The organism is Kribbella sp. NPDC043289 (assembly GCF_056436705.1).
Window position 1 is genome coordinate 377,343 of sequence record NZ_JBWKCB010000003.1, and the last position, 15,634, is coordinate 392,976.

Here is a 15,634-nt window from a genome sequence, read left to right on the forward strand (position 1 = left end):
CGGCCTCACGATTGGAGAGATGCCACAGTTTGTACACCCTTCGGCACAGCCGGTGATGGCACGGAAGTGCGAGGGCACCGATGCGCCGGGATCGAGACCCAACCGAAACAGGGTCCGCTGACGGGACAGTGAACACACGCCAGAATTGGAACAGCAGCCCGGCGGCGCTCAGGTGGTCCGTCGCCGGGCTGCTGGACCTCAATTCTCGCGCAGGAGCGCGAAAAATGGGTGGCCAGATGGTGACACGGCACAAGAATGCTGACAGGACAACAAATATCGCTGCACGCATATGCGCCGACACGGACGGTGCCGACCCCACTGGATCGGCCCCTTTAACCTTGGAAGGGCGGTAGCGGACGGTGACAGCACTCGGAAGGGACGGGGAGTCGTGAGCGGAACGGACACGGAGCGTGCCGATCATTTGAAGGTGCTCGGACTCAACGACGACGAGGTCAGGATCTACCAGCATCTGCTGCGGACCGGCCCGTCGTCGATCACCGAACTGGACGAGGCGGTCCCCGACCGGGAGCATCCGATCGACGCCGCGCTCGGCGGACTGGTGCAGGCCGGTCTGGCCCGGCGGTCGGGATCGGACCACTCGCGTTTTCTCCCGGTCCCGCCGGACGCCGGCCTGGAGGCGATGACGCTACGTCGCGAGTCCGAGCTGAAACAGGCCCGGATCGAGGTCCTGAACGCGTACGACGAGTTCCGCCGGACCGTGCACAACGAGTCGACCGCGCACCTGATCGAGGTGGTCACCGGCAGCGCGATCGTCGAGCGGATCCACCAGATCAAGGGCGGCGTGCAGCGCGAGATCCTGGCGATCGACTCCCCGCCGTACTACATCGGGGGCCCGAACCAGGAGGAGATCGACCACCTGAAGCGTGGCGTCTCCTACCGGATCGTGTACTCACCGGAGTCGGTCGAGGTGCCGGGGTACCTGACCGAGAACATCCTGCCCTGCGTGGAGGCGGGTGAGCAGGCGCGGGTGCTGCCCGACGTACCGGCGAAGCTGACGATCATCGACGGCTCGATCGCGTTCGTCTCGATGTCGGCGCGCGACACCGACGTGAACCGGTCGCTGCTGATCATCCGGCCGAGCAGCCTGCTGTCCGCGCTGATCGGGATGTTCGAGCTCTGCTGGCGCAACGCGCTGCCGCTGCACGCCTCGGTGGGGACCGAGGACGACCGGCTGGAGCCGATCGAGCGCCGCCTGCTGGCCCTGCTGGCGACCGGCGCCGCGGACGACACCATCGCCCGTACGCTCGGCATCAGCCGCCGGACGTTCTTCCGCTACCTGGAGCGCCTGATGAACCGCACAGGCGCCAGCACCCGCTTCCAACTGGCCCTGCACGCGGCACGGGAGAACTGGCTCTAGAACGCACTGATGGGCCCGCACACGTTGATGTGCGGGCCCCTCGACGTTCTTATCAGGAAACGGCCGGTGTGAACTCCTTGGCGACGACCTCCGCGATCTGCGCCGTGTTCAGCGCCGCGCCCTTGCGCAGGTTGTCGCCGCACACGAACAGCTCCAGCGAGTTCGGGTCGTCGAGCGACTTCCGGATCCGGCCGACCCAGGTCGGGTCGGTGCCGACCACGTCGGCCGGCGTCGGGAACTCCCCCTCGGCGGGGTTGTCGAACAGCAGTACGCCGGGCGCATCCCGCAGTACCTCACGGGCACCGTCGGCGTCGACCTCCTGGACGAACCGCGCGTGCACCGACAGAGAGTGAGTGGTCACGACCGGAACTCGCACGCAGGTCGCGGACACCTTGAGATCCGGCAGCCCGAGGATCTTGCGGGACTCGTTGCGGACCTTCAGCTCCTCGGACGACCAACCGTCGTCCTTCAACGAGCCGGCCCACGGTACGACGTTCAGCGCCAGCGGAGCCGGGAACGGGCCGAGGTCGTTACCCACCACCCGGCGGACATCACCCGGCGAGCTGCCCAGCTCGCGATTGCCGGCCACCTTGGTGAGCTGGTCGTACAGCGCGTCGATCCCGGACTGACCGGCACCCGACGCGGCCTGGTACGACGCCACCACCAGCTGCTCGAGCTCGTAGCGGTGGTGCAGCGCACCCATCGCGACGATCATCGACAGCGTCGTGCAGTTCGGGTTGGAGATGATGCCCTTCGGCCGGTTCCGGGCCGCCTCGGCGTTCACCTCCGGGACCACCAGCGGGACGTCCGGGTCCATCCGGAACGCGCCGGAGTTGTCCACCACGACGGCACCCTTGGCGGCCGCGATCGGCGCCCAGTGCGCGGACACCTCGTCCGGTACGTCGAACATCGCCACGTCGATGCCGTCGAAGGCGTCCTCGCTGATCGCGACGACCTCGACGTCCTCGCCGCGGACCGACAACTGTTTACCCGCGGAGCGCTCGGAGGCGATCAACCGGATCTCTCCCCAGACGTTCTGCCTGGTCGAGAGCAGGGTCAGCATCACCGAGCCGACGGCGCCGGTTGCCCCGACCACCGCCAGCGAGGGCAGACCCGCCCGATCGTCGATCGTGTTCTCCACAGCGCTCACAAGGGTCACCGTCCAGTTCCTCCGTACACGACAGCCTGGGTGTGCTCGTCGTCCAGATCGAATGCGGTGTGCGCCGCGGTCACGGCAGCATCCACCAGGTTCTCGTCCACGACCACCGAGATCCGGATCTCCGACGTGGAGATCATCTCGATGTTCACGCCGGCGTCGGCCAGCGCCGAGAAGAACTTCGCGGAAACGCCCGGGTGCGAGCGCATTCCGACTCCGACCACCGAGACCTTGCCGATCTGGTCGTCGTACAGCAACTGCTCGTAGCCGACCTCGTCCTTCATCCGGGCCAGGGCGGACATCGCCCGGGCGCCGTCGACGCGGGGCAGCGTGAACGAGATGTCGGTGCGGTTGGTGGCGACCGCCGAGACGTTCTGCACGATCATGTCGATGTTGGTCTCCGCGCCGGCGACGGTCTCGAAGATCCGGGCCGCCTCACCCGGCTTGTCCGGCACACCGACGACGGTGATCTTGGCCTCGTTGCGGTCCTGGACCACTCCGGAGATGATCGCCTGTTCCATCTGATTCAGTTCCTCCGCATCGACGACCCAGGTGCCTTCCTTCTGCGAGAAGGACGAGCGCACATGGACGGGGACGTTGTAGCGCCGCGCGTACTCCACGCAGCGCAGGTGCAGCACCTTGGCGCCGCAGGCGGCCATCTCGAGCATCTCCTCGTAGGAGATCTTCGGGATGTGCTTCGCGGCCGGCACGATCCGCGGGTCCGCGGTGAAGATGCCGTCCACGTCGGTGTAGATCTCGCAGTAGTCCGCCTCGAGCGCGGCGGCCAGCGCCACCGCGGTGGTGTCCGAGGCGCCCCGGCCCATCGTGGTGACGTCCTTGGTGTCCTGGGCGACGCCCTGGAAACCGGCCACGATCGCGACGTGGCCCTCACCGAGCGCTTCCTCGATCCGGCCCGGCGTGATGTCGATGATCCGCGCGTTGCCGTGCGCGGACGTGGTGATCACGCCGGCCTGCGAGCCGGTGAAGCTGCGTGCCTCGTAACCCAGGTTCGCGATCGCCATCGCCAGCAGCGCGGCCGAGATCCGCTCACCCGAGGTGAGCAGCATGTCGAGCTCCCGCGGTGGGGGCAGCGGTGAGACCTGCTGGGCCAGGTCCATCAGTTCGTCGGTGGTGTCACCCATGGCGGAGATGACCACCACCACGTCGTTCCCGGCCTTCTTCGTCGCGACGATCCGTTGGGCCACGCGCTTGATGCAATCGGCGTCGGCGACCGAAGAACCGCCGTACTTGTGTACGACGCGTCCCACAGTGTTTCTCCTCAAACCACTGGTTGCGGTACGCCGTGCGGCGTTGCACCAGGCGTAGTCTCATCGAGCATTCTAGCCGTGACCTGACCGTTGCCTACCGGCTGACCAGCACCCGGGCCGACCGTCCTGTGGATCGTCACCACCGCCGGAAGGTCCTGGGCCGGAGCGCCGGGCGACCGGAAACCGTTCGGCCACTTGTTCATATAAGTCATCACTGAAACAATCGCCAGGTGCACGCGTTCGACATTCTCGGCGATCCGGTCCGGCGCCGGATCCTGGAGCTGCTCGCCGACGGCGAGCTGCCGGCCGGCAGCATCGCCGGCACGATCGGCGCCGAGTTCGGCATCAGCCAGCCGGCGGTGTCCCAGCATCTGCGGGTCCTGCGCGACAACGGGTTCGCGACCGTGACCATCGACGGCACCCGGCGGCTGTACGCCGTCGACCCGGGCCCGCTGCGCGAGATCGACACCTGGCTGGACCGGTACCGGAAGTTCTGGATCAACCGCCTCGACGCGCTCGAGACCGAGCTGCACCGCGGCCGCCGAAAGTCCTGAAACCTTCCGCCCGCACACTGCATCTGGCTTGGTATGCGGAACATCGTCGCCAAGCTGTGCATGTCCGAGGACGGGATCGTCGAGCGGCCCGAGCAGTGGCTGACCGACGCGCGCCCGGCGCTCGGCCTGCTGACAGCCGGAACCCGGACCGTGCTCTTCGGCCGCCGGACCTTCGAGCGGTACGCCGGTTCGCTCGCCGGACTCGAGCACACCCGGAACATCGTGATCAGCTCCCGTCCCGTGGTTGCCCGACCCGGCACCGAACTCCTGCAGGGCGACACCCGCCGGGTGCTCACCGCGTGGAAGTCGGTGCCCGGTGAGGACCTGCACGTCTTCGGCAGCCTGACGCTCGTTCGCTCGCTGCTGCGCTGGCGCCTGATCGACGAGTTCTCGCTGCTCATCCACCCGATCGCCGCCGGGCGCGGCATGCTGCTCGATCGCCGGCCGCTGCGACTGATCTCGATGTGCGCCCGCGACGGCGGCGTCCTGGAGGCGAACTACAGCGTCCGCTACGCCGCGACCGCCGTACCCTCGACGGCACTTGTCTCGAGCGGCCGGTGGGGCGGGACCCGCAGCAGGGACAGGGTCGCGAGTACGGCGAGGCCTGCGGTCAGGACCCACGCGTAACGCACGCCACCGGCCTCCACCGCCGCACCGGCGACTGCCGAGCCCACCGCTGAACCGACCATCCCGCCGCTCTGCGTCCAGCCGAAGATCTCGGTGTGGGCGGAGGTCGGGGTGAGTGCGCCGATGCGTTCGTAGAGCGCGGCGACGGTCGGGGCGATCATGCATCCGGCAGCGAACATCCCGATCGCCAGCGCGACCACCGAGGACGCGGCGAAGATGCAGGCCGTGACCAGTCCGGCGAACACCAGCATCCGACGCCACACGGCCGAGGTGTGATTGCCCGGCAACGCACCACCGATCACACCGCCGGTCACACTGCCGACCGCGGCCACGGTTTCCAGTACGCCGGCGATCAGACGGTTCCCGTGCTCGTCGGCGACGGCGACCATGCCGAGCGACATCGACGCGAAGCCCATCACCAGGCAGGCCCACGCGACGAGGATCGCCGTACGGTGCGGATGGAAGACGAGCTGCCAGGCGGTCGGGCGCGGGCCTGAGCTGTCGTCGTGCGGTACGCCGGCCTGCTGGTTCAGACCGAACCACCAGATCGCCGCGGCCGCTGTCACCGCACACGCCAGCAGGCCTGCCCGCGGGCTGGCGAAGCTGACCATCAGGGCGCCGAGCATGGGACCGAAGACGAACAGGAGCTCCTGCGCGGTGGCGTCCAGTGAGTAGACGGCCCGCAGTCGGGAGCCGTGCACGATGCGGGGCCAGTTGGCGCGGAGTGCCGAGGTGACGGGCGCTACGAAGACACCGGCCAGTGCGGCCGCGATCGGCAGCACACGAAACCAGCTGTACGGCAGGACGGCGAGGACCGCCATCCACAGGCCCCAGGCCATGCCCGTCGCGATGACAACCTTGCGCGCGCCTCTGCGATCGGCCATCCGTGACCAGACCACGCTGGCGACCGCCGTACCGACCGAGTAGGCGCCGGCGACCACGCCGGCCCAGCCGAAGCTGCCGCCGGCGTCCTTGGCAAGGAAGGACAACGGGACCATCGTCGCCAGCACCGGCATCCGCGCCACCAAGGCCGAGGCGAGCAGGGAGATCACGCCGTGGGTCTTCCACAGGTCGCGGTACGCCGTCAGGTCCATGGGCTGCATTCTCTCCTGACAACGACAGACACCGCCTCCGGAATTCTCCCTATCTCAGTTGCTGGCCTCTGATTTGTCGGGAGCTTATGCGAACATGTGTTCGTGTCGGTCTCCGGCGGGGCAACCATCCTGCATGCCGATCTGGACGCGTTCTACGCGTCGGTCGAGCAGCGCGACGACCCACGCCTGCGCGGCCGGCCGGTCATCGTCGGCGCCGGGGTGGTGCTGGCCTGCAGCTACGAGGCCAAGGCGTTCGGCGTCCGGACGGCGATGAACGGTGGGCAGGCGTTGCGGCGGTGCCCCGGCGCGATCATCGTCGAGCCGCGCATGTCGGCGTACTCCGAGGCCAGCAAGGCGGTGTTCCAGGTCTTCGAGGACACCACGCCACTCGTCGAGGGCCTGTCGATCGACGAAGCGTTCCTGGACGTCGGCGGCCTCCGGAAGATCCGCGGTACTCCGTTGGAGATCGCGCAACGCCTGCGGGCCGAGGTGCTGTCGAAGGTCGGGCTGCCGATCACCGTCGGGGTGGCGCGGACGAAGTTCCTCGCGAAAGTCGCGAGCGGGGTCGCGAAGCCGAACGGGCTGCTGGAGGTCGCGCCGGATCGGGAGTTCGAATTCCTGCACCCGTTGGACGTTTCGCGGTTGTGGGGCGTCGGCGAGGTGACCGCGGAGAAGCTGCGCACTCGCGGGCTGACGAAGGTCGGCGACGTCGCGATGCTGCCGGAGGCGGCGCTGGTCGCGATGCTCGGGCGGGCGTCCGGCCGCCATCTGCACGCCCTCGCCCACAACCGCGACCCGCGCCCGATCGAGGTCGGGCGCCGGCGACGCTCGATCGGCTCGCAACGCGCTCTCGGCCGCTCACCCAAATCACCGGCGACCCTCGATGCGGTGCTGGCCGGGCTGGTCGACCGGGTCACCCGGCGGATGCGTTCGGCCGGTCGCTCCGGGCGCACTGTCACCCTCCGCCTGCGCTTCGACGACTTCACCCGCGCGACGCGCTCTCATACGTTGCCCCAAGCAACGGATCAGACGCGCGCGATCCTGCTCACCGCCCGCGCCCTGCTCCGCGCGGCGCAGCCGCTGATCACGACGCAGGGTCTGACCATGATCGGCATCTCGGTCGGCAACCTCGAGAACGAGGCCGCCCTCCAACTCGCCCTCCCCTTCGACAAGGCCGCCAACAACGAACTCGACTCGGCCCTGGACCAGGTCAAGGACAAATTCGGCACCAACGCCATCACCCGAGGCATCCTCCTGGGCAAGCGACCAGCCCTCGAAATGCCCATGCTCCCGGACTAGCGGCGCGGCTCGCGTTCACGCCCGCCCAAAACCACCCGCTGCGCGCCCGACGCCGGAGCACCCGCCGCCCAACCGACAGCCCGGCACCCACCGCACGTCCGCCCCCGGCACCCGCCGCGCGTTTGAGGGGCCGGCCCCTGAAAGTGCGGCCGGGCCCCTCGATTTCTGGGTGCGCACCCCCTCGTTTGAGGGGCCGGCCCCTCAAACGGTGCTAGTACGTGTTGTCGTGGCGGGGGCCGGCGTACCAGTTGAGGGCGGCTCGGAGTTCGTTGACCTGGGTGACGCGGCGCGGGTGGGTGGCGCCGTGGGCGATCGGGTAGAGGCGCAGGGCGCCGTGGTGGCGGCGGTGCGAGACGGGGAGTTGGTTCTGGTACGGCGGTTCGAGCCAGGCGATCAGCCACGGACGTTTGACGTCACCACCGACGCGGATCCGCGGTACGCCGTTCCAAGGGACGGTGGCCTCGCGGTAGGCGCGGGTGACGGTCAATCCCTCGGGGGACAGGCGCAGGACGACCTTGGGTCTGAGGACGAGGATCCAGTGGCGGACGGCGAAGTACCCGAAGGTGAGGGAGACCAGGGCGGAGAGGGTGGAGAGGACCGGGTGCTGCGCTTGGAGCTGCGGGTTGCTGGGGATGAACGCCAGGCCCAGGAAGGTGGTGATGGCGGCGAAGACGGCTGGTCGCGCGCGGCTCGTGGTGAAGGTCGCGCCGACGACCTGCGGTTGGGGCAACTGCGGAAGCTGCAGTTGGGGCTGGTGCGGTCGCGGTAGCTGGGGAGGCTGCGGTGGACTCAGATGCGGTGGGTTCAGTTGCGGTGCGCTCGGCTGCGGTCGGCTCTGTGGTGGTGGGAGGTGCTTGGTTGGGGTTGGGAGGATGAGCGTGGGGGGATGGAGGAGGGCGGTTGGGGCCGGCGGGCCGAGGGTTTGCAGGATCTCGGCCGGCGTCGGGCGGGTGGCGGGGTCGCGGGCGAGGCACCGGCGTACGACGTCGTACAGCGGGCCCGGTAGCGGCGGGATGTGCGGCTGCTCGTTGACGATTCGGTGCAGCAACGACGCCGGGTTCCCGGTCGCGAACGGTCCCCGCCCGGACGCCGCGAACACGAGCACCGCACCCAACGCGAACACATCACTCGCAGGCCCGATCGCGTTCCCCGTGATCTGCTCCGGCGACAGGTATCCCGGCGTACCGATCACGACGCCCGTCGCCGTCAGGCTCGTCTCCTCCAGCGCCCGCGCGATCCCGAAGTCGATCACCCGCGGGCCGTTGTCGGTGAGCACGATGTTCGACGGCTTGAGATCGCGGTGCACCAGGCCGCTCGCGTGGATCGCCATCAACGCCTCGGCCAGCCCGGCCGCGAGCGACCAGACACTGTCCGGCGACAACGGCCCGGAGGTCTCGATCGCCTTCTGCAGCGTGGATCCTGGCAGGTACTCGGTCGCCAGCCACGGCCGGTCCGCGTCCGGATCGGCGTCGATCACCGCCGCCGTGAACGCTCCGCTGACCTTCCGTACCGCGGCGACCTCGCGCGCGAACCGCGCCCGGAACCCCGAGTCACCGGCGAGCTCGTCGCGCACCACCTTCACCGCGACCAGCTGGCCGCCCGGCGACCGCGCGAGATAGACCGCACCCATCGCTCCACGGCCGAGCCGGCCCTGGATCGCGAACGACCCGACCACGGCCGGATCCTGTGGATGCGTAGTCATCGGGCGTCACGCTAACGCGCTTCAGGATCGCGGGTACCCGATCTCGGCGATCCCCTCCGCGAGGTCGTCCAACCGCCGCTGCCGGTTGAGCGACGTCACGACGTACTCCGTCAACGGCATCAGCGCGTACACGTGCCGGATCGCTTCCAGGTCGAGCGCCACCTCGTAGTACTCCTCGGCGAACGTCAGGTACGCCTCCGGCCGCCCGTCGGCCACCAGATCGAAGAGCCGGTCCGCCCCGTCGGCGTCGACGTTCTCGACCGGACCGCATCGCCAGGACGAGTCGTCGGTCGTCCGCCAGAAACACACCGTCGCCCGCGGCGCACCGGCCGGGTCCCAGAACGCCTTGTCGTCCCGCGCCTCGCGGAACACCTCCGGTACGCCGTCCAGCAGCCCCGGCCACCACTCCATGTCGTTCCCGTACGGCGACATCGGCGACTCGTGATCGAACCCGTACGCGAACGCACCGTCGGGTGAGAACACGATCGAGTACTCGTTTCCCGACCCGTCGCGCATCAACGCCGCTTCCTCGGTCCCGGACCAGCGCGCGTCGAACTCGTAGTACCGCGTGCTGTCGTCCTCGTTCAACACGAGATCGAGCACCGCCAACGCCCGGCTGACCCGCCGTACGACGCTGATTTCCGGCATCTGCCGCACCACTTCGAGAACTGACACAGCGCCATTCAACCGAGTCCGCGGTGCACGGCTCAGAACGGGTCGAGGTAACGGCCGCCGTACCCCATGATGTCGGTGCGGAATTTCTCGAGTTGCTGCGTGCGCTTGCGCGTCGACCGGCCGAGCCCGACCGGGAGCACCCAGTAGCTTCCATCCTCACGGCGTGACACCGGCACCTCGTCGGGAGTGAGGGTCGCGTCGAGCCAGACGACCACCCATGGGCGCTTCGAGTGCCAGACGACGCGAATCTGCCCGACGGCTTGCCACGGCGCGATCAGTTCGCGACGACCGCGTTTGATCGTGAGCGCTTCCGAGGCGAGCCGGAGCTCGGCCCGCGGACGCAGTACGGCGATCCACGCGCGGACCGCGAGGACGACAAACAGCAGGCAGACGAGATTGAAGAACACGTCCGAGACTGGATTCTCGTAGTCCAGATTGCGGGGAAAGAAGCCGACGACGAAGAAGGTCGCGATCGGCGCCCAGATCATCGCCCGCACGCGCGACGTACGGAACGTCGCGCTGAGTTCCTTCACCTGCTGCTCCACACGGGCCTCCTGACCGGGATCGAGTCCTCACCGTATGGGCTGAGGACCCCCGCGTGGGCCGGTCAGGAGCAACCTGTGGATAACTACCGGCGCTGGACGGCTTCCTCGGCGACCTCGACCAGTTCACGGTCGGTCGCCTCGGTCTCCGCGTCGTGCGCCGGCTCCAGCCGGTCATGCGCGATCAGCGACTGGATGGCCCGCAGTACGGCGCTCGCCGCGGCACCCCACGTGGAAACGTAGGAGAACTGCCACCACCACAGCGCCTCGACGACCCGGCCGTCCTCGTAGTGCGCGAGGCCGTGCACCAGGTCGGTCGCGATCGCGGTCAGGTCGTCGGAGAGCCGGTTCACGGTGATCTCCGGCGGAGCGGCGTACGGGTCGAAAACCTCGGCGTACTCGTCGAGGCCCTCGAACAGCACCGCGAGCCGGTCGCGCATCGCGTCCAGGTCCGGATCCGGTCCGGCGTCGCTCTCGAAGCGCTCCTCCGGGACGAAGTCCTCGAAGGCGCCGAGCCGGCCGCCGGCGAGCAGCAGCTGGCTGACCTCGAGCAGCAGGTACGGCAGGGAGGCGAGGCCCTCGTCGACCCCGTCCTCGTCCGGCTGCGCGGCGATGTCACGCACCGAGATCAGGAAGCTCCGGACCTGGTCGGCGATCTGTTCCGCGAACTCGGTCAGGTCCTCGCTGTCCGTCCCCAAAGCGCGTTCCGCAATATCGGTTGGTTCAGTCATCGATCGATCGTCGCCCTTCAAACGCCCGTCCGAGGGTGACCTCATCCGCATACTCGAGGTCACCGCCTACTGGAAGTCCACTAGCCAATCGGGTCACGCGCAACCCCATGGGTCGCAGCAAGCGGCTCAGGTACGTCGCCGTCGCCTCGCCCTCCAGGTTCGGATCGGTGGCCAGAATGATCTCGGTCACCTCTCCGCTGGCCAGCCGCTGCATGAGCTCCTTGATCCGCAGCTCGTCCGGCCCGATGCCTTCGATCGGCGAGATCGCACCGCCGAGCACGTGGTACCGGCCACGGAACTCGCGGGTGCGCTCGATCGCCACCACGTCCTTGGCCTCTTCGACCACACAGATCAGACTCAGGTCCCGGCGCGGGTCACGGCAGATCCGGCACTGCGGGTCCTCCGCGACGTTGCCGCAGATCTCGCAGAACTTGACCTTCTCCTTGACCTGCACGAGCACGTGCGCAAGCCGCCGTACGTCGGTCTCGTCCGCGGCGAGCAGGTGGAACGCGATCCGCTGCGCGGACTTCGGACCCACTCCGGGCAGGCGCCCCAGCTCGTCGATGAGATCCTGAACGGCCCCCTCGTACACGTCAGCCCGGGTTCTGACCGGGCTCGCCGGTCGCGCTCCCCGGGTTCGTGAACCCGACACCGCCGTTCTGGTCGCTCTCGCTGCCGGGCTTCGGCGCGTTGCCCGGCTTCGGCTCGTCGTCGCCGGACTCGACCGCGGGCTGCGCCGCACCGGGCAGGGTGAAACCTGCCGGCCCGGGCTGGCCGGACTGCCCCGACGGGCTGCCGCCGAAGCCGGGGATGCCGCCCTCGCCACCGAACGCACCGCCGAGCCCACCGGCCAGCGGACCCATCGCGGCGGCCGCGGCCTGCTTCGCGTTCTCCGAGGCGTCCCGGACCGCGGCGACGATCAGGTCGGCCAGCGTCTCGGTGTCGTCGGGGTCGACGGCTTCTTTCTTGATGTTCAGGCTGAGCAGCTCGCCCGTGCCGGACACCAGGGCGGTCACCAGACCGCCACCGGCCGAACCCTCGATCTCCTGACCTTCCAGGTCGGCCTGCGCTTCCATCAACTGGTTCTGCATCGCCTGCGCCTGCGCGAGCAGGTTGGACATGTCGAAGCCCCCAGCACCGCCACCGTCGAACACTGCGATCTCCTCGTCCGAACCGCTCTCCCGAGCCCCGTACTTACCGTCCCGGCCTCGACACACCGTTTCCGGGCCTGTCTCCCACCGGAGCCTCAACACTAGCCGGTCCCTCGGACAAGCCCAGCGCGACCCAGAAACCGACCAGTCTCCCCATGGTTATCCACAATCTTGTGGACATCTTTATCCACAGCCCTGTGGATTATGTGGATACCGAGCGTGACTCGGGCCCGCAGCCTGTGGACGGGCCTGTTACCAGCGGGTGGCGCCGGCGTGAACTCAGTTGGGCTCTTCGGTGATGATCTCGGCGCCGAGCGTGTCCCGCAGCAGGTCCGTGTGCGACCGCGAGTCCTCCTCGAGCACCAGGTCGTCCTCGCCGATCGAGTCCGCTTCCTCCTCCGGCGTCAGCTTCACCTCAGGTGCAACCGGAGCTGCAGCCTTCCGCGCCTGCTCAGCAGCAACCGCCGCCTCCGCAGCCCGCCGCTTACTAGCCGCCTGCTCCCGCCGATCCCCCACCGGCTGCTGAGCCTGCGGGGCCTTCTGAGTCTGCGCCGCCTGCTGTTGCCGCGCCGGACGCGCCCCAGGCCCGTCCTCCCACGGATCAGACTCCGGAGGTACGTCGTACTCATCCGGCGGCTCCCGCAACGCAACCGCCGTCCCAGCCTCCTCACCCCAAGCCCCACTCCGACCACCAGCGCTATTACCCCGCCTAGCCCCCGCGCCCGCGCCACCAGCAGCCCCAGCACCTGGCGCACCACCAGCAGCGCCGCCGCGACCTACGACCGCGCCACTTGCGGCACCACCAGCAGCACCGCCTGCAGCAGACCCGGCACTTCCTGCACCACCAGCTCCGCCACCTGCAGCCTCGGCGCCTGCAGCCCCGCTCAGACCTTCGACGACCGCTGCGCCACCCGCGACGCCGGCACCATCGGAAGCTGCCGCACCTCCGCCGAGACTTCCGGCCCCGGTCGTGCCACGAGCACCATCCGAACTACCTGAGCCTGCCGAGCCAGCTCCCGCAGCCACGTTCCCAACTCCACCGGCACCGGGCCCGCCGACGCCTGGTCCACCAGCACCCGGTCCACCCGCGCTCGCACCCGACCCACCTGCGCCAGACCCGCTCGCACCGAACCCGGCTCCTGGCTCGCCGGCTCCGCCTGCAGCACCCGCACCAACTGCAGCGCCACCCGTGCCGGGACCACCGGATTGTGCTCCGGGGCCGCCGGTCTGCGAACCGCCGCCACCGGACTGCGGACCGGAGGCACCGGACTGCGGCCCAGCACCGCCGGGTTGCGGACCCGACCGGCTCGCACCGCCAGCACCCGGATCCGTCGACGGGTCAACAACCGCTTCGATCCGGCGGTTGACACCGATGGTGTCGATCATCGCCTGCCGAAGAATCTCATCGCTGCCAGAACGCGCGAAGCTCTCTCGCGCACCGGCGTTCACCAAACCGAGCGTCAGGGTCTGATCGTCGATCGCAATCACCTGAGCGTTCTGGCTCAACATGATCCACGCGAACCGACGCTTCGCCTTCACCGCATCCAGCACCTCAGGCCACAACCGCCGAATGTCCACCAACCCAACAGCCCCACCCGCCGCAGCCTGCGCAGGCGCGGACTGTGCGGGCGCCGACTGCGCGGGCGCTGCGGACTGTGCGGGCGCGGACTGCGCGCCCGGAGCAGCCGACACCGACGGCTCGTCCCCCCAAGACCCCGTACGCGCTCCACCCCCAGACGCCGCAGCACCAGACCCAGTGCCACCGGACCCAGCTCCACGCGGCGCCGCGCCAACAGACGCTGTGCCACCCGCCCCCGCGTCATCCGACGCGGCTCCAGCGGCAGCACCAGCCGCCGCCCCGCCCACACCGTGAGCCACCGCAGCGCCAGCGTTGCCGGACTGACCACCACTAACCGCACCATCACCGGACCCACCGCCGGGCCCGCTCGCGCCGCCTGGGCCGCTCGCGTCAGCCGCACTACCTGCGCGATCGGCGCTGCCTGGAGCACCGGTACCTCCGGCACCGCCCGGGCCACTTGCATCGCCCGCGGAGGGGGTGTGTGTGGTGTCAGCGCGGCTGCCGGCTGCAGCTGCTCGGGCGGCGGCTCGGCTCGCGGACGCGTCCGCCGGTGCGCCAGAACCCGCGTCACCATGGGAGCCCGCTCCACCGGCCGCGCCCATCCCGGCGGCACCGGGAGCTCCCGAGGCGCCACCACCGACCGAGCCGGCGGCACCCGGCGCGAAGTCCGGCGTACCTCCGGGGACTCCGATCGCCAGGCGGCGTTCCATGCGGTCGAGGCGGGCCTGAATGCCGTTGGTGGAGTCGTCGGCGCCGGGCAGGAGCACCTTGGCGCAGATCAGTTCCAGCTGGAGCCGGGGCGCAGTCGCCCCACGCATCTCCAGCAGACCCGCCGCGACGATGTCAGCCGCCCGCGTCAGCTCAGCCGGGCCGATGCCGGCGGCCTGGGTCTGCAGCCGCTCGCCCTGGTCCTCGGCGGCCTCGATCAAGCCGGAGGTAATGGCAGACGGTACGGCGGACAGCACCACGAGATCCCGCAGCCGACGCAAGAGGTCCTCGGCGAACCGCTTCGGGTCCTGACCGGTCTCAATGACCTTGTCGATCGTCTCGAACACCGCCGCGCTGTCGTGCGCCGCGAACCCGTCAACGCACGCGTCGAGCAGCGAATCCGGCGTGAACCCGAGCAGCGCGACCGCCAGCTCGTACGTCACCCCTTCGGGCCCCGCGCCACCGATCAACTGGTCGAGCACACTCAGCGAGTCACGCACCGAACCGGCGCCGGCCCGCACGACCAGCGGCAGTGCCTGGGACTCGATCGCGACGCCCTCCGCCTCGCACAGGCGAGCCATGTACTCGGCGAGGACCTTCGGCGGCACCAGCCGGAACGGGTAGTGGTGGGTCCGGGAGCGGATCGTCCCGATCACCTTGTCGGGCTCGGTGGTCGCGAAGATGAACTTGAGGTGCGGCGGCGGTTCCTCGACCAGCTTCAGCAGGGCGTTGAAGCCCTGCGTGGTCACCATGTGCGCCTCGTCGATGACGTAGATCTTGTAGCGACTCTCGACCGGCGCGAAGAACGCCCGCTCGCGCAGGTCGCGGGCGTCGTCCACACCACCGTGCGACGCCGCGTCGATCTCGATCACGTCGATGCTGCCAGGCCCGCCGCGCGCCAGGTCGGTGCACGACTTGCACACCCCGCACGGCTCGGCGATCGGGCCTTTCTCGCAGTTGATCGCCCGGGCGAGGATCCGCGCGCTGGTGGTCTTCCCACACCCACGCGGACCGGAGAACAAGTAGGCGTGATTCACCCGGTTGTTACTCAACGCGTTCCGCAGCGGCGCGGTGACATGGTCCTGCCCGATCACCTCCGCAAACGTCTCCGGGCGGTACCGGCGATACAGAGCAAGAGGCGCTTCCACGCGGCAACCCTAGCGCCGCCCC

At 69.3% G+C, this 15,634-nt stretch carries 14 protein-coding genes; 4 read left to right on the plus strand and 10 right to left on the minus strand.

Translation table 11 applies throughout. The features are described from left to right. Positions 1–388: 388 nt before the first annotated feature. Positions 389–1,378 carry a TrmB family transcriptional regulator gene (locus tag AC0662_RS20080; RefSeq protein ID WP_452204030.1) on the plus strand — a complete coding sequence of 330 codons (990 nt, stop codon included), beginning with the start codon at positions 389–391 and terminating at the stop codon, positions 1,376–1,378. Positions 1,379–1,430: 52 nt separating this feature from the next. Here the strand turns inward: AC0662_RS20080 and AC0662_RS20085 are convergent, their stop codons facing one another. Continuing rightward, the gene (locus AC0662_RS20085) at positions 1,431–2,528 is read right to left on the minus strand and encodes an aspartate-semialdehyde dehydrogenase (RefSeq protein WP_452204029.1); all 1,098 of its coding nucleotides are present in this window, start codon (positions 2,526–2,528) and stop codon (positions 1,431–1,433) included. Positions 2,529–2,533: 5 nt separating this feature from the next. Continuing rightward, entirely contained in the window at positions 2,534–3,802 is a 1,269-nt protein-coding gene (locus AC0662_RS20090) for an aspartate kinase (RefSeq protein ID WP_452204028.1), read from the minus strand. A gap of 230 nt (positions 3,803–4,032) precedes the next feature. Between AC0662_RS20090 and AC0662_RS20095 the strand changes: the two genes are divergently transcribed. Together AC0662_RS20095 and AC0662_RS20100 are read left to right on the plus strand one after the other, a co-directional pair. After that, entirely contained in the window at positions 4,033–4,356 is a 324-nt protein-coding gene (locus AC0662_RS20095) for an ArsR/SmtB family transcription factor (RefSeq protein ID WP_452204027.1), read from the plus strand. Positions 4,357–4,389: 33 nt separating this feature from the next. Next, complete coding sequence (locus tag AC0662_RS20100; protein ID WP_478302345.1) at positions 4,390–4,983, plus strand: dihydrofolate reductase family protein; 594 nt, start codon at positions 4,390–4,392, stop codon at positions 4,981–4,983. On the opposite strand, the gene AC0662_RS20105 is transcribed toward AC0662_RS20100, so the two are convergent. Further along, positions 4,866–6,077, minus strand: a complete 1,212-nt coding sequence (locus AC0662_RS20105) for an MFS transporter (protein WP_452204025.1) — start codon at positions 6,075–6,077, stop codon at positions 4,866–4,868. The two genes, AC0662_RS20100 and AC0662_RS20105, sit on opposite strands and share 118 nt — an antisense overlap. Before the next feature lie 102 nt (positions 6,078–6,179). Between AC0662_RS20105 and dinB the strand changes: the two genes are divergently transcribed. Then, the gene (dinB, locus tag AC0662_RS20110; protein WP_478302348.1) at positions 6,180–7,376 is read left to right on the plus strand and encodes a DNA polymerase IV; all 1,197 of its coding nucleotides are present in this window, start codon (positions 6,180–6,182) and stop codon (positions 7,374–7,376) included. 211 nt (positions 7,377–7,587) lie between these two features. Here dinB and AC0662_RS20115 read toward each other — a convergent pair whose 3' ends face one another. The 7 genes from AC0662_RS20115 to AC0662_RS20145 all read right to left on the minus strand — a co-directional run bounded on the left by AC0662_RS20115 (position 7,588) and on the right by AC0662_RS20145 (position 15,612). After that, the gene (locus tag AC0662_RS20115) at positions 7,588–9,078 is read right to left on the minus strand and encodes a serine/threonine-protein kinase (RefSeq protein WP_478302350.1); all 1,491 of its coding nucleotides are present in this window, start codon (positions 9,076–9,078) and stop codon (positions 7,588–7,590) included. Between the two features lie 21 nt (positions 9,079–9,099). Next, on the minus strand, positions 9,100–9,753 hold the full coding sequence (locus AC0662_RS20120; RefSeq protein WP_452197829.1) for a hypothetical protein: 654 nt from the start codon (positions 9,751–9,753) through the stop codon (positions 9,100–9,102). Between the two features lie 32 nt (positions 9,754–9,785). Continuing rightward, a complete protein-coding gene (locus AC0662_RS20125; protein WP_478302352.1) occupies positions 9,786–10,298 on the minus strand; it encodes a hypothetical protein in 513 nt (170 codons plus the stop codon). Between the two features lie 83 nt (positions 10,299–10,381). Continuing rightward, positions 10,382–11,026, minus strand: a complete 645-nt coding sequence (locus AC0662_RS20130) for a DUF5063 domain-containing protein (RefSeq protein WP_452197825.1) — start codon at positions 11,024–11,026, stop codon at positions 10,382–10,384. Beyond that, on the minus strand, positions 11,019–11,618 hold the full coding sequence (gene recR / locus AC0662_RS20135; protein WP_452197823.1) for a recombination mediator RecR: 600 nt from the start codon (positions 11,616–11,618) through the stop codon (positions 11,019–11,021). Before recR ends, AC0662_RS20130 begins: the two co-directional genes overlap by 8 nt. 1 nt (position 11,619) lies before the next feature. Continuing rightward, positions 11,620–12,180, minus strand: coding sequence for a YbaB/EbfC family nucleoid-associated protein (locus tag AC0662_RS20140; protein WP_452197821.1), 561 nt, complete (start codon positions 12,178–12,180; stop codon positions 11,620–11,622). Between the two features lie 276 nt (positions 12,181–12,456). Next, on the minus strand, positions 12,457–15,612 hold the full coding sequence (locus AC0662_RS20145) for a DNA polymerase III subunit gamma and tau (RefSeq protein WP_478302356.1): 3,156 nt from the start codon (positions 15,610–15,612) through the stop codon (positions 12,457–12,459). Positions 15,613–15,634 lie beyond the last annotated feature (22 nt).